Annotated in this window: 12 protein-coding genes; 9 read left to right on the top strand and 3 right to left on the bottom strand. The window is 49.2% G+C overall.

Features of this window, described 5'->3' with window-relative positions:
• Positions 1-106 precede the first annotated feature (106 nt).
• Positions 107-2236: a glycoside hydrolase gene (locus BZJ19_RS08990; protein WP_235608177.1), complete on the top strand. Its 2130-nt coding sequence runs from the start codon at positions 107-109 to the stop codon at positions 2234-2236.
• Positions 2237-2310: 74 nt separating this feature from the next.
• Here the strand turns inward: BZJ19_RS08990 and BZJ19_RS08985 are convergent, their stop codons facing one another.
• From BZJ19_RS08985 to BZJ19_RS17385, 3 genes are all read right to left on the bottom strand, one after another.
• Positions 2311-2787, bottom strand: coding sequence for a Dps family protein (locus tag BZJ19_RS08985; protein WP_077675373.1), 477 nt, complete (start codon positions 2785-2787; stop codon positions 2311-2313).
• Positions 2788-2943: 156 nt separating this feature from the next.
• Positions 2944-4260, bottom strand: coding sequence for an HD-GYP domain-containing protein (locus BZJ19_RS08980; protein WP_235608183.1), 1317 nt, complete (start codon positions 4258-4260; stop codon positions 2944-2946).
• A 168-nt stretch (positions 4261-4428) separates the two neighbouring features.
• The gene (locus BZJ19_RS17385) at positions 4429-5724 is read right to left on the bottom strand and encodes a methyl-accepting chemotaxis protein (protein ID WP_077675371.1); all 1296 of its coding nucleotides are present in this window, start codon (positions 5722-5724) and stop codon (positions 4429-4431) included.
• A gap of 422 nt (positions 5725-6146) precedes the next feature.
• Between BZJ19_RS17385 and BZJ19_RS08970 the strand changes: the two genes are divergently transcribed.
• From BZJ19_RS08970 to choW, 8 genes are all read left to right on the top strand, one after another.
• Entirely contained in the window at positions 6147-6710 is a 564-nt protein-coding gene (locus BZJ19_RS08970) for a GbsR/MarR family transcriptional regulator (RefSeq protein ID WP_069588024.1), read from the top strand.
• An 18-nt stretch (positions 6711-6728) separates the two neighbouring features.
• Positions 6729-8072 (top strand): cytochrome ubiquinol oxidase subunit I, encoded by a 1344-nt coding sequence (locus BZJ19_RS08965; protein ID WP_077458144.1) that lies wholly within the window; start codon positions 6729-6731, stop codon positions 8070-8072.
• On the top strand, positions 8069-9067 hold the full coding sequence (cydB, locus tag BZJ19_RS08960; protein WP_069588028.1) for a cytochrome d ubiquinol oxidase subunit II: 999 nt from the start codon (positions 8069-8071) through the stop codon (positions 9065-9067). The genes BZJ19_RS08965 and cydB overlap by 4 nt, the downstream gene beginning before the upstream one ends.
• A gap of 665 nt (positions 9068-9732) precedes the next feature.
• Positions 9733-10335, top strand: coding sequence for a transcriptional regulator BetI (betI, locus tag BZJ19_RS08955; RefSeq protein WP_069588030.1), 603 nt, complete (start codon positions 9733-9735; stop codon positions 10333-10335).
• 54 nt (positions 10336-10389) lie between these two features.
• Complete coding sequence (betB, locus tag BZJ19_RS08950) at positions 10390-11850, top strand: betaine-aldehyde dehydrogenase (protein WP_077675370.1); 1461 nt, start codon at positions 10390-10392, stop codon at positions 11848-11850.
• A 23-nt stretch (positions 11851-11873) separates the two neighbouring features.
• On the top strand, positions 11874-13598 hold the full coding sequence (betA, locus tag BZJ19_RS08945; RefSeq protein ID WP_077675369.1) for a choline dehydrogenase: 1725 nt from the start codon (positions 11874-11876) through the stop codon (positions 13596-13598).
• 19 nt (positions 13599-13617) lie between these two features.
• Positions 13618-14577 carry a choline ABC transporter substrate-binding protein gene (locus BZJ19_RS08940; RefSeq protein WP_077675368.1) on the top strand — a complete coding sequence of 320 codons (960 nt, stop codon included), beginning with the start codon at positions 13618-13620 and terminating at the stop codon, positions 14575-14577.
• Positions 14578-14631: 54 nt separating this feature from the next.
• Positions 14632-15474 carry a choline ABC transporter permease subunit gene (choW, locus tag BZJ19_RS08935; protein WP_077675367.1) on the top strand — a complete coding sequence of 281 codons (843 nt, stop codon included), beginning with the start codon at positions 14632-14634 and terminating at the stop codon, positions 15472-15474.
• Positions 15475-15479 lie beyond the last annotated feature (5 nt).

Genomic DNA, 15479 nt, shown 5'->3' with positions numbered 1-15479 from the left:
TTGTGTTGCGTTGAGCCTAACGCTATTCAGCTTAACTCCCTACGCAGCGCCTCTCACTTTGACCCATCAAGATACACACGTCACCATTAACCCTAGCGATCTGAGGATGCACTGGGACAGCCTACCCATTAATGACGCTAATTTGGCGGTGGGTCAGCAGCCCCAGCAGGTGGTGAATATACGTCATCTAGCGCCAAATCAAGTTAACTGGCGCTGGGAGCCGGCCAATATCGAAGTGTCTGCCACCTTGGATGACGCCTTGACCTTGTCTATGTCGTTGGATGAAAACGCTCGAGTGACACGCCAACACCCCGTTTCAGTGAATTGGTTTGATTTACCGGTCGAGGACACCCAAACCTTATTATTGCCGTTTAGCGAAGGAATGCGATTACCCACGGATCATTCGCAATGGATTGACTATCTGCAAGCAAGCCGAGATGGTGCCAATACCACGCAAGATCTAAAAATGCCGTTTTGGACGGCTCAGATAGGTCGCCAATATGTCAGCTATCATCTGGTCACCGCCACCAATAACCGACTGAGTTTTGCACGCAAACGCGACAAACTCGCGATGGGCGCGGTTCATACCTTTACGCCGTTAAATCGCCATGACCCCTTTGTGGTAAGGATTAAACTGGGTCAGCATCCATTGGATGGGGCTAAATGGTATCGCCAGTGGCGGCAAGAGCAGCATCAAGCAACCTCGTTGGCGAAAAAAGTGCAACAAAACCCTGAAACGGCCAAGCTAATTGGCGCGACCCATGTGTATTTATTTGGTCAAGGGCCGCTTGCGCGTGATGATGTGAAGGATTGGTGGGGACTTAAACATTGGGCGATGAATACGTCATCATTGCCGCTTGATGATGAGACCAAAGCGGCGCTCCGGGAGCTTTCCGGTGACCAAGGCTGGTTTAGCCAATATCATAAAAACACCTTGGTGAATGGCATTAATCGTGCGTTGGCAGAGATCTTTTCGGCGACCGCACCCACCGAAAAAGACAATACCATCAAGCAGCAGTATCAGGCCGCGCAGCAACGTAAAAAGTGGTTAGCTTCGAGGGCAGGACAGTACCTTAAACCGGCAGACCAGTGGGGGCAGGGGCTTTCCACTGAGATGATCGACAGTTTACACAAAGCGGGTATCCGTCAATTGTGGTTAGGCTTGGACAATTGGATGCCAGCATTTTATCAGCCGCATGTCGTCGAAAAAGCCAAGCAAGTGGGCTATTTAATTGGTCCCTATGACTCCTACAATACCGCGATCCCACTTGGCGTGAACGACAGCTGGCTGACTGCACAATTACCGGATGTGATGCGCACATCGTGTGCGATTGAACAGCGCAATGGCAAATTGAAAAAAGGGTTTCGCGGCAACGGCTTCTATCTCAATCCTGCCTGTGATGTTGATTATGTCGCTCAGCGTATCGCCGATATCATTAAATATGGACATTTTAATAGCTTGTTTATTGATGTGGATGCGACTGCGATGGCGCGAGAAGATTATCGCCGTGATACTCGCGAAGTCGATATGCTGGCGGCGTTCAATCAACGGATGAAATCGATCGTAGATCGTCAGGCTGTCGTGTTGGGCTCGGAAGATGGCAACAGTTTGACCACGCAGGGCATCGCTTTTGCTCATGGCCTAGAAACGATTGGTTTTGGATGGACAGATAAAGACATGAAGTCTAATCGTGCATCTCCCTATTATCTCGGTCCTTGGTATCCGGATAACAAGCCCGCCTTTTTCTTTCAGCCGGCGAAAGTGAAGCCGTTGTATCAAGCATTGTTATTTGCGCCTCAATTTCGTATCCCGCTTTATCAAGCGGTGTTCCATGATGAGGTGATCAATAGCCACCATTGGCATAGCGATAGCCTAAAGTTTACCAATGTCCGAGCCGAACGAGATTTATTGGCCATGCTCTATAATGTACCCGCCATGGTGCATTTAAGTCGTGATGAAGCAACGTCGCCATCGCAACCTCGGATTCGTGCGATTAAACATTACCAACAGGGATTTATGCCAATTCATCAAGCCCTTTGGGACAAAGCCTTGGTGGACTTTCGCTGGTTGGACGAACGCGGACGCGTGCAGCAGACCCAATTTAGCGATGGGTCGACGCTAACCGCCAACTTTACCGACCAACCAGTCGGTATGTCGGATATCACTGTGCCCGCAAAAGGCCTGGTGGCGCAGTTGAGTGATGGAACGCAAGTGGTTTGGTCTGTGTCTGAGTAGGGTTAAGGTGCGCTAACAGAATATAAAAAAGCCCGCATCACGCGGGCTTTTTGCTGAATCCTACTGACTCATGATTAGTTGAGGTAAGCGTTGAGCATCCACATCAGTTTTTCCTGTTCGCGGATGTAATCACTCATTAGCGCAGATGTACCTTCATCGCCTGCATCACCAGCAAGGTCCATGATGTCGCGCTGCAGGGCGATCAGAACACTGAAGCCTTCGACCAGTGCGCGGACACCAGCTTGACCATTCGCTTCAGGATCGTGCTCTTTTATTTCACTGACTTTCAAATACTCGCTGAAGCGGTGCTCAGCGGTACCACCGATGGTGAGAATACGTTCAGCGACTTCATCAATCTTAGTTTGAAGATCGGTGTAAATTTCTTCAAATTTAGTGTGCAACTCGAAAAAGTCGTTACCTTTGATGTTCCAGTGAAAACCACGCACATTGGTGTAAAGCACTTGATAGTTCGCCAATAGCGTGTCCAAACGCGCGCCTAGTTCGGCGGCTTTGCTGCTGTCTAGTCCAATCAATGCTGCTTGTTTACTCATCTAATGCCTCCTTAGTGGCAAAATCAATGTGTTTGACGCCTACAGATAGCAAACGCCAAGCACTGGAAACGGTGTCGCTTCAAATGATGAAAATAGGATAACTACCCGATATCAAAAAAGAAAATGGGTTAAACCTATATAACTGATAGGGCGTGCCTATGATGTGATCGACGTAGCGTCATGGACCATAAAGTGATCAGGCAGGGTGTCGAGTCCGGCAATGAGTGCATCCAAACACCGTTGGTCGATTGCCGTATCCACCTCTTCGCGCATGATACTCAGCGCCTTATCCACGGGGATTGGGCCGCGATACGGCCTTTCTGCGGTGATGGCGTCGAATATATCCGCGGTGGTAATGATGCGTGTTAAAAGCGATATATCCTCGCCCTGTATCCCATCGGGATAACCGGTGCCATCGAGTTTTTCATGGTGCGCGCTCGCGAATCGGGCGAGATCATCGAACTGGTGGATCTTAGAAAGAATCGTTTTACTCAATGCGGCATGTCGCTTGACCTGTTCCCATTCGTTGGCGTCAAGTTTACCTGGCTTATCCAGAATATCGTTACTGACCCCGAGTTTACCAACGTCATGGAGCAACGCGCCGCGCTTCAGCCACTTTTTGTCCTGCTCGCTCACGCCAAGCTCATCTGCGATTAAGCTTGCATACACAGCCACACGTTCGCTATGGCCGGACGTAAACGGGCTTTTGGCATCGACAACTCGACCAAAGGCAGCGGCTATTGCATCAAGGTAGTCGTCATCCACCCACATCGTTGCGGTAGCGGGAGCCATCGATAGGACCTGTTCTTTCAGTTGGGGGGCATCAAGGTGCTGCCAAAAGTGGGGGGCGCTCGCGCATTCAATAAATGTATCCACGAGGTGAGGATCAAACCAAGTTCCTCGCCGCGCTTTGATTTCTTGTAGTGCCGCTTCAATGCCGGATTCGGTGCGAAAAACATCAATAACTTGGGTCATCAAAGCGATACGTGCATAAAGAGGGATCGCGTCACCGCTTAAACTGTCAGGGCGTCCACCTCCATCATAGTGCTCGTCTAGGGCGTAGACGGCGTTGGCAACTGCCTCGCTAAACCTTAGTTCACGCACAATTTCTGCACCACGCGTACAACGGGTTTCAATCAGCTCTTGGGCATACATATCACCGTTTCGTATGATATCTAACGTCGTGGAAAGTTTTTCCATGAAGCCCCGTTTAACACCGGTATTTTTGAGCACGAAATTGAGCACGCTAGATAAACTGCCATCGACAATTTTATAGCGTTGCTTAAAGGATAAATCGTTAGTGAGATAAAGTTCGCAGATCCGTGCGGCATTGCTACTGCACCCCGCATCTTTTAATAGCAATGTATAGAAAAGATCGTGACGCTGCTGGGGCGAAAAATCGAGCGCATCGGCCAGCTTCATGCCCATCCAAGCACAACGCATGCAGTGCTCGGGAGGTTGACCTTCGGTCATGTCGAGCGCCGTACTTAGCGCGACAATGAGCTCCGATAGGCGTAACTCGGACGATGGCTGGCAAGGTATCTCTGGCACGCTAATCTCATCTGATTGCTGACGCATAATCCAATGGCTCAGTGTTAGGTTACTAATTAACTATACGCCAGTTGACGATATATCGTTCATTCAGTGAGTCAGGCCTCGAACCGTATCTGAGACTTCTTGCGCTCCGGCATGGATATCTTTCATCACTTCATCCACCGCCGAGACTTTCTCTTGCCCGAGCGAGGAATGTTCACTTACTTTTTCCATCGCCTCACTGACCCCTTTAATCAGTTGCAGGTTTTCATCAACCACATCCGCGATTTCGGTGGTCGATTTACTGGTTCGCTGTGATAAACCGCGCACTTCATCTGCCACGACCGCAAAACCACGTCCCTGTTCACCGGCTCGAGCAGCCTCAATAGCGGCATTCAATGCGAGCAAATTGGTTTGTTCGGCAATTTGTTTGATGGTGGTGACGATATTTTCAATGCTTTGCGCATGTTGGTTCAGCTGATTGACCTGGTTGGAGGCTTCTGTTGCTTGTTCAGAAACGTTTTGCGATAGCTGCACCGCTTCTTGCAATAACGTACTGCCGCTTTCACTGTCTTTTAACGTTTGTTCGGAAGACGCTTGAGCCAGTTCGGCCGCATGATTCACAGCCTGATTTTTCTTGACGGTGTCCGTGATGTTAGTGGCAAATTTAATCACTTTCACTACTCGTCCATTGGCATCGAACACAGGGTTGTACGTGGCTTCTAGCCATACCTCATTGCCGTATTTATCGCGGCGTAAATATTGTCCTGCGGTGAATTGACCGTCTGCCAGTGATTGCCAAAAGTGGGGGTGCTCATCGTAGAAGTCTTGGTCGCAAAAAATACGGTGATGCTGACCGATAATCTCACTGTCTTTATAGTGGACCGTACTAAGAAAATTTTTGTTGGCGCGAATGATGGTGCCATCGGGTTCAAATTCTATTACCGCCAATGAGCGATCGATGGCCTCTAATATGGCGTCTTGACGTTTTGATTGCTGGTGCCGCTCGGTAACGTCAGTAGCAAGTTTACGTACCTTGGTGACTTTCCCATTTTCATCTTTGATAGGGACATAGGTCGCTTCCATCCAGATTTCATGCCCCTCTTTGTGGCGGCGTCTAAATACGCCTTGCTGAGGTTTTCCTTGCGCCAGTGCTTGCCAGAATTGGCGATATTCTGACGAGTTTGCCGTGTCTTCAAAACAGACTGCGCGGTGATGCTGACCGATTACCTCGTCTCGCTGATAACCGATAATGGCAAGTAAACGATCATTCACATCGATGACCGTCCCGTCGGGCGTAAATAAAATTGAGGCGATGTGTTGTTGGAGAGCACTGAGCTCTGCTTGAAGCTCTGCTTTTTCTTTCTGGCAAGCGTCTAGCGCGCGTTGAGTCTTTTTGAACATAACTACTTACTTCCTGTTGTCCAAATCCGCGGAGCCATTACCTTTTTATAGACTCCACATATGCTCGTAAAAGTGTAGATGTCCGAGTAAGGCTAGGCGCAGTTTTTCCAGAAAATTATTCATCGCTCATAATGATAGCTACCTTATTTGTTGGTGATTCAAACAACTATCGTTGTTTATAAATCTATCAAATATGTATCTGAGTATGTCATCGCTCTTTCGCTGTGCGGCGAAAGCGCTTAACCTATGCAGTCTTAGTCTATTCGCCTTCCCGCAAATGTAACGCATTCATAACTCTCCTTCATTCCTTGTTACAAATCGACTTTTTTATTTTCAATAATTTCTGAAAATTCGAAATATTCATTGATCCTCAGCAAAGAAACTCCGTATCATTCCCCAGAAGCACTGTGAGGGAGATCAAGATGGAGCTGTCGCAAGAGCTAAGAAATGTGGTGATGCATTTCGGCGAAATGGGAAGTCGGTGGGGATTTAACCGCTCGGTCGGCGAAATGCTGGCACTGATTGTGTTGAGTGAAAAACCGTTAAGTGCCGATGATATTGTGTCGGCTCTCAATATATCTCGTGGCAATGTCAGCATGGCAACCAAAGAATTGCACGGCTGGAACTTGATTCGCTCACAGCGTACCCCCGGAGACAGAAAGGACTACTTTGTGCCTAACGGCACCATCTGGGAGTTGGCGCAGCAGGTACTCGCGGAGAGGAAGAAGCGAGAGGTGGATCCCACCTTATCTATGCTGCGTGCACACTTTATGCGAAGTGAAGATGACGCTGAGAGTCATTCGGTTAAGCAGTTGCATGAGATCCACGATCTTCTCGAGCTGTTTAACCATTGGTTTGACGATGTTCAGCAAATGAAACCTGAGCATTTGAAGAACCTGATGAAACTGGGCAGCAGTGTCGGCAAGCTTCTCGAGCTGTCTGGCAAGTTGTTTCACAGTAAGTCCAACGAACAATCGGGCAGTTAAACTCCTGAGGGTAATGTCATGTTAGATACCTTAATGTTGTCGCGGATCCAATTTGCGGCCAACATCAGCTTTCACATCCTTTTTCCCACTATAACGATCGCCTTAGGGTGGATGCTGGTGTTTTTCAAGTTCAGATACAACCGTACGGGTGAGCAAATCTGGCTAGATACCTATTACTTCTGGGTCAAAGTGTTTGCGTTGACCTTCGCGCTGGGCGTAGTGTCCGGCATCACGATGAGCTTTCAATTTGGGACCAACTGGCCCGGATTTATGGAGAAAGTCGGCAACATCGCTGGTCCATTATTGGGTTATGAAGTGATGACGGCATTTTTCATGGAAGCCACCTTCCTTGGCATTATGTTGTTTGGTAAGAACCGGGTGCCGAATTGGGTTCATACCCTCGCAACCTTGCTCGTAGCGATTGGTACCACCATTTCTGCATTCTGGATTTTGGTGCTCAATAGCTGGATGCATACCCCAACCGGTTTTGAAATCATTGATGGTGTGGTGCACCCAACTAGCTGGTTTGAAGTGATTTTCAATCCGTCGATGCCGTATCGCTTAAGCCACATGCTATTAGCGTCTGGTTTGACGGCTTCTTTCTTAATTGCGGGGATCTCTGCTTATCAGAAATTAAAGTCACCGACCTCAGGTGTGTCAGACAAGCCTTTAAAAGTGGGTATCACCGCTGCGGCAATTCTGATCCCATTACAAGTACTGGTTGGTGACATGCACGGCCTAAACACACTTGAGCATCAACCACAAAAAATTGCGGCGATGGAAGGTGTGTGGGAAACCGAACAAGGTGCGCCTTTGCTGCTGTTTGCGGTACCAAACGAAGAAACACGCTCAAACGACTTTGAAGTGGGGATCCCGAATCTGGCGAGCCTGATTTTGACTCACAAACTCGATGGTGAGATCAAAGGCTTAGAAAGCTTTGAGTATCATCCACCGGTGAAGCCGTTGTTCTTCGGCTTCCGCATCATGGTCGGAGTGGGTGTGCTTATGCTGGTGGTGAGTTGGTTTACCGCATATCGCGTTTGGCGTAATCAACCGATGCCGAAGTGGCACTTGATGGGACTGGTCGCCATGACATTCTCGGGCTGGGTAGCGACGCTTTCGGGCTGGTATGTCACAGAGATCGGTCGTCAACCTTGGCTAGTGCAGGGGGTGCTAAAAACGGCGGATGCGGTGACACCCGTGGCAAGCTCGCATGTCGGTATTACGTTAACTATCTACCTCACACTCTATGTGGTGTTGATGGTAGCGTACATCCGTACCTTATTCTTCTTAGCCAAAAAACGTCTGCCCGAGTACCAGTCAGACAACCACGCTCAGCCGAATAAAGAGGTGAACGCATGAGCATAACTCCTTATCTGCCCGAAATTTATCTGCTGCTGTTTGGTTTCTCGGTATTTATGTATGCCGTGCTCGATGGCTACGACCTTGGCGTAGGGATGCTGTTGCCGAGCTGCAACCAAGCGCAGCGAGACCGTATGATTGCATCGATTGGCCCATTCTGGGATGCGAACGAGACTTGGTTGGTACTGGCGGTAGGTTTGTTGTTGATTGCCTTCCCTGCGGCACACAGCATGATTTTGACCGAATTGTATTTGCCTACGTCTGTGATGTTGGCGGGTCTTATTCTACGTGGCGTGTCGTTTGATTTTCGTGCCAAAGTGAAACCAGAGCGCAAAGACCTTTGGGATCGCTGCTTTAAAGCGGGCTCGTTTATCGCGTCGATGACACAAGGCTACATGATTGGCCGCTATGTACTGGCGTTTGATGACAGCACAGGTGCGTATTTGTTTGCACTGTTAAGTGGCCTTTGTGTGACCGCCGCCTACATCTATATTGGTGGGACTTGGCTGGTGATGAAAACGGAAGGGGACTTGCAAAAGCGCGCGGCGAAATGGTCTCGCCGCGGTGGCTGGCTTGCGGCGCTTGGCGTATTAGCCATCAGTATTGTCAACCCACTGGTGAGTGAGACAGTAGCCGAGCGTTGGTTTGGCTTCCCTGAGATTTTATTACTGGCACCCGTGCCACTGGTGTGTCTTGCCATTATGTTGCTGGTAGACCGCTATCTGCGTCACGTACCGGTCGAAAATGATGTGGGCTATCAGTTCCCATTCATTGGCGCGATCATTTTGTTTGCAATGAGCTTTTTTGGCTTAGCATACAGCTTCTTCCCTGACATTATCCCTGGCGTGATGACGGCGAAAGAGGCGGCGAGTGCCACTGGTACCTTGTTGATTGTCGGTTATGGTGCAATGTTCGTGCTACCGATGATCTTCTTATACACCCTCTTTGTGTACCGTGTCTTCTCAGGAAAAGCCACCGAGCTTAACTACGAGTAAGCCATACGTGGCACACCCCTAATCGATGAGCCCAGCGATGAACGCTGGGCTTTTTTTTGCTCGGTGTTTGAGCGAGATAGCGATGGTACGCTCTTCACGATAAACCGGTTAGCGGTAACCAGCCTTTTTGGTCAATCTTTCGGGCCCTAAATATTGGTCTCGCGAAAGGTTATATCTCGTTATAGTTTGTGCTTATCGACGTTCTAGCTGGAGTGGCCCATCATGGTTTGTGATCGCCTGATGCGTGCTTTCAAACTGGCGTCCCTCCTCTTTTTGTAGATAACGTCGGTTAAATTGTGCGTTTTGTCGCTCATTTTCGCATTTGTGGCTCAGCGTTGAGCGTGTTTTGAATCCTTGACTCGCGGTTGGTTTCGGCCAGCATTGAGTGAAAATGAATCCTTACTCCCCTTATCATTTCCTGCGTCACGATGGTTTTCTGGTGGTGTTTTGACCGATTTGTTCATAAATACTGCTATCAGCACAAAAGATTTGATCTGGAACAAACCTTTTTGAAATTGACCTAAATCATTGTTGTAGTTGTATGTTTCTGTTTTTAGAGGGTTGGCCGTGTAGCGATTTGGTTAAAAAATCTATTTGAGATCTAAATATTAGCGTGTAAGATTATATTTAACTAATCGTTCAATTAAAAACGAATGGGAGCAACAATGCCTAAGGTAGGGATGCCGGAAGTACGTAAACCGCAGCTCGTTAAAGCCACCATGACTGTGATTGGTCGCGTTGGTCTGCATGCGGCAAGTATCTCTTTGATTAGTAAGGAAGCCGGCGTATCAACAGGCATTATCAACCACTATTTTGGTGGTAAGCATGGTTTGCTGGAAGAAACAATGCGCGTGGTATTGCGCGAGCTTTCAGCCACTGTCATTAACACGTTGCGTGGGATCCCTCGTCATCACCACCAAGCGCGTATTAATGCGATCATTAACGCGAACTTTGAAGGTTTTCAGGCCCAGTCTGATGTGGTGAAAACTTGGCTCGCGTTCTGGTCATATGCCATGCATGACAATGAGTTACACCGTTTACAGCGCGTGAACGAGAAGCGCTTGCTGTCGCATTTGCGCATTGAGCTTAAAGCGCTATTGCCGGTCGAGCAGGCTGTCATGGTTGCTCAGGGGATTGCAGCATTGATTGATGGTATTTGGTTGCGCGGTGCATTGAACCCTAAAGGTATTGATGCCAATAACGCTCGCACCATTATCAATGACTATTTAGATAAGCAACTGACCTTTTATGGTCGTCCTCAGGGCTAACCCGGGATAGCAGCTGACATGCACACACGAACAGAAAAGAATTCAGGATTAATCATGGACGCGAAAACGCTTTTTATTAATGGTCAGTTAACTGACGTATCCAGTGGTGAATACTTTGCCACCGTGAACCCTGCAACGGGTGAAACACTGGCACAGATCGGCCAAGCTTCTGCAGACGATGTGCAGAAAGCGATTAATGCCGCAAAAGCAGGCTTTGCCGTTTGGTCTCGCATGACCGCGATGGAGCGAAGCCGAATTCTATTGAAGGCGGTTGCTTTATTGCGTGAGCGCAATGATGAACTGGCGAAGCTGGAAGTCCTTGATACGGGTAAGCCGTTGCAAGAAGCGATTGACGTTGATGTGGTGACCGGTGCTGATGCGATTGAATACTTCGCAAATTTAGTGCCATCCATGCAAGGTGAGCAGCAACCGCTGTCTGAGAACCAATTCTTCTACACCCGTCGTGAGCCACTTGGCGTGTGTGCAGGCATTGGTGCGTGGAACTATCCAATTCAAATTGCGATGTGGAAATCAGCGCCTGCATTAGCGGCAGGTAATGCCATGGTGTTTAAACCATCGGAAGAAACCCCGCTCACAGCCCTTAAGTTGGCAGAGATCTTCACTGAAGCCGGTATGCCTGACGGCGTATTCAACGTGGTTCAAGGTGATTACCGTGTTGGCCAAATGCTGACAGCACACCCAGAGATTGCCAAAGTTTCTTTCACCGGTGAAGTCGGTACCGGTAAAACCGTGATGGGTGATGCCGCAAAGACCCTGAAATCAGTCACCATGGAACTGGGTGGTAAGTCACCTTGCATCGTGTTTGATGATGCGGATTTAGACAATGCGGTATCTGCGGCTATGGTCGCCAACTTCTATACCCAAGGTGAGGTATGTACACACGGTACCCGTGTCTTTGTTCRCGACAGCATTTATGACGCGTTTGTCGAGCAGCTGAAATCGCGCACCGAGAAACTGGTCGTCGGCGATCCAATGGATATGAACACCCAAGTTGGTGCATTGATTTCAACCGAGCACCTTGAAAAAGTGATGACGGCCATTCAAGGCGCGAAAGCAAGTGGTGCCACCCTGCTAACTGGCGGCGAACGCTTAATGGAGAATGGTCTCGACAAAGGTAACTTTGTGGCTCCGACTATCTTCACCGATTGTGATGACAGCATGGCGCATGTGCGTGACGAGATCTTTGGCCCTGTGATGTCAGTGTTGCGTTTCTCAGACGAGGAAGAGGTCATTCGTCGTGCCAACAATACCCATTATGGTTTGGCAGCGGGCATCTTTACCCAAAACCTGTCGCGTGCGCATCGCGTGATCCATCAGCTTGAAGCCGGTATTTGTTGGGTGAACACGTGGGGTGATTCGCCAGCAGAAATGCCTGTTGGTGGTTACAAGCAATCAGGCATCGGCCGTGAGAATGGTGTCGAGACCCTGACTCACTATACCCAAACCAAGAGTGTGCTGATTGAGCTAGGCGATTTCGCTAGCCCATACGCCTAACCTCAGTTAACGGAGCGACCAATATGTCACAACGCTACGATTATATTATCGTCGGCGCGGGTTCGGCCGGCTGTGTGCTGGCGGATCGGCTCACCGAGTCCGGCGAACATCAAGTGCTATTGCTTGAAGCCGGGGGCACCGATAAAAGCATTTTTATTCAGATGCCGACGGCGCTGTCTTATCCCATGAATACCAAGCGCTATGCCTGGCAGTTTGAGTCTTTGCCTGAGCCAGGCTTGGATGGCCGTCAGCTACATTGCCCACGCGGTAAAGTACTGGGTGGTAGTTCATCTATTAATGGCATGGTCTATGTGCGTGGTCACGCATGTGATTTTGAAGAATGGGTTGAGCACGGTGCGAACGGCTGGGATTACGCCAGCTGTTTGCCTTACTTCAAACGTGCAGAAAGCTGGTCAGGCGGTGAAGATACTTACCGTGGTGGTCAGGGCCCTGTCGGTACGTGTAACGGCAACGACATGAAACTCAACCCGCTTTATCAAGCCTTTATTGATGCGGGTGTCGAAGCGGGCTATCCAGAAACTAAAGATTACAACGGTTATCAGCAAGAAGGCTTTGGGCCGATGCATATGACGGTTGATAAGGGTGTGCGCGCTTCAACGTCAAATGCCTACCTACGTCGCGCGCTGAAGCGTAGCAACCTGACCTTGAAAAAGGGTGTTGTGACTCGTCGCGTTTTGCTGGAAGGCAAACGTGCGGTAGGTGTGGAATTTGAAAAAGGCGGCAAAATTGAACGCGTGATGGCAGACAAAGAAGTCATTTCCAGCGCGGGATCAGTGGGCTCACCGCAACTGCTGCAACTTTCAGGCATTGGTGCGCGTGACGTACTGGAAAATGCCGGTGTTGACGTCAAGCATGAGTTGCCGGGTGTGGGGGAAAACCTGCAAGACCACCTCGAAGTTTACTTCCAGTTCCATTGTAAAGCGCCTATTACGCTTAACAGCAAGCTGGGGTTAATTAGCAAGGGAATGATCGGTACTGAGTGGATCCTGACCCGTAAAGGCTTGGGTGCCACCAACCATTTTGAATCATGTGCCTTTATCCGTTCACGCGAAGGGTTGAAGTGGCCAAATGTCCAGTACCACTTTTTACCTGCAGCGATGCGTTACGACGGTAAAGCGGCGTTTGATGGGCATGGTTTCCAAGTCCATGTGGGCCCAAACAAGCCTGAAAGCCGCGGCCATGTGCGTATCAAGTCAGCGGATCCGCAAGATAAACCGTCGATCCTGTTTAATTACATTACCACCGAACAAGATCGCCAAGACTGGCGCGACACCATTCGTTTGACCCGTGAAATCATGGACCAAAGTGCTATGGACCCTTTCCGTGGTGAAGAAATTCAACCGGGTCGCGATGTCACCACAGACGAAGCGATTGATCGTTGGGTGAAAGAGAACGTGGAAAGTGCGTATCACCCATCGTGTACCTGCAAAATGGGCGCAGACAACGATTCGATGGCGGTACTCGATGAGCAGTGCCGTGTTCGAGGGATTCAAGGTTTGCGCGTGGTGGATTCATCGATATTCCCCACCATTCCAAATGGCAACTTGAATGCCCCAACCATCATGGTAGCGGAGCGCGCCGCTGACATGATTCTCGACAAGCCACTCTTGCCTGCTGAGCAGGTGCCAGTATGGATTGCGGCTGAGTGGCAACAAAAGCAACGCAATCAGAACGCGCAAAGTGAGAAAGCCACCGAAGGTGCGCCTTCACTGGAAACTAATCAGTAAGCATTACAAGGAATCCAAGATGTCAATGAACAAACGTAAGACCACCAAAACCCTGATGACCGCGGTTGGCCTGAGCTCGATGGTGGCGTTTAGCGCTGCTGCCAACCAATGTGAGACGGTACGTTTCTCGGATATCGGTTGGACGGACGTGACCTCAACCACAGCCATCACCACAGAAGTGCTAAAAGGCATGGGCTACCAAACAGAGACAGACTTGCTGTCACTGCCTGTGACTTTTTCATCTCTGGCGTCGGGCGACATCGACGTATTCCTCGGTAACTGGATGCCAACCCAAACGGGCGATATCAAAAAGTATATTGAAAATGGCACTGTAGATAGCCTACGCGCCAACCTAACGGGTGCGAAATACACGCTTGCCGTACCTAAGTACGTTTACGATGCGGGTGTGACCAGTGTTGCAGATATCGCGGAATACGCTGACAAATTTGACTCACGCATTTATGGCATTGAGCCCGGCAATGATGGCAACACGCAAATTCAAAAAATGATCGATACCGATGATTTTGATCTGGGTGATTTCCGTCTGATCGAGTCAAGCGAAGCGGGCATGATTTCGCAAGTTTCACGTGCTATTCGTCGTGGTAAATGGGTTGCCTTCCTCGGTTGGGCCCCACACCCAATGAACAGCAACTTTGATATGAAGTATCTGTCTGGTGCAGATGACTACTTCGGCCCTAACTACGGCGGTGCCACGGTTCATACAAATGTTCGTAGTGGCTATGTCGAGCAATGTTCGAATGTGGGTCAAATGCTCGAGCAGCTTGAGTTTAGCCTCAAGATGGAAAACGAAATGATGGGCAAAATCCTGAATGACGGCGAGAAACCAGAGATTGCAGCGCGCGAATGGCTACGTAACAACCCAAGTGTGTTGAACAAGTGGCTAGATGGTATCACCACACTAGACGGTAAAAATGCCGTAGAAGCTGTGACTGAATATCTTAAAAAGACTGAAGCGTAACAAAAAAGTGTAGAAGGAGAGGGCGGTTTAATCGCCGCCCCCTAAGGTTTTATTGTGAATATTATTACAGATAACAAGATCCCACTCGGTCAATGGATGGAAAATGGCGTTGACTGGTTAACCATGAACGCCGCGGGCTTCTTTGATGCCATCTCGATTGGTTTAGATACCAGCATCATGTTTTTGGTCGACATCTTTAAATGGATGCCACCTGCAATGCCTATCATCATGACAGCTGCGTTAGCGTGGTACCTGCAGCGTCGAATTTCCATCGTGATCTTTGTTGTGAGTGCGCTCTTGTTGATCCTCAACCTGGGCTACTGGCAAGAGATGCTGGAAACCTTTGTTCTGGTGTTTGCCGCGACAACGATTTCCGTATTAATTGGCATACCGCTTGGGATAATGGCCGCTCACCGGCCCTTAGCGTATACCATTATGCGTCCACTCTTGGACTTAATGCAGACGGTACCGCCTTTTGTATATTTGATTCCARCGCTGGTTCTGTTCGGCTTAGGGATTGTACCGGGACTGATTTCCACCATCATCTTTGCGATTGCAGCACCGATTCGCTTGACCTATCTCGGCATTACACGTGTGCCAGAGGAGTTGGTGGAAGCTGGCCGTGCATTTGGCGCTAACCGTATGAAGCTTTTGTTTAAAGTGGAATTGCCCGCGGCACTGCCAAGCATTATGACGGGTGTGACGCAATGTATTATGTTGTCACTGTCGATGGTGGTTATTGCCGCACTGGTGGGGGCAGATGGCCTCGGTAAGCCAGTGGTTCGTGCACTGAACACTGTTAACATTTCTCAAGGTTTTGAAGCGGGTCTGGCGATTGTATTGGTAGCCATCATTCTTGACCGCCTGTGTAAAGCACCAAACCAAGGCCATGAATAAGGGGG

The sequence above is a fragment of the Salinivibrio proteolyticus genome, assembly GCF_001996165.1.
Taxonomy (GTDB): Bacteria; Pseudomonadota; Gammaproteobacteria; order Enterobacterales; family Vibrionaceae; genus Salinivibrio; species Salinivibrio proteolyticus.
This window is presented reverse-complemented; position numbering and strand designations above follow the sequence as displayed.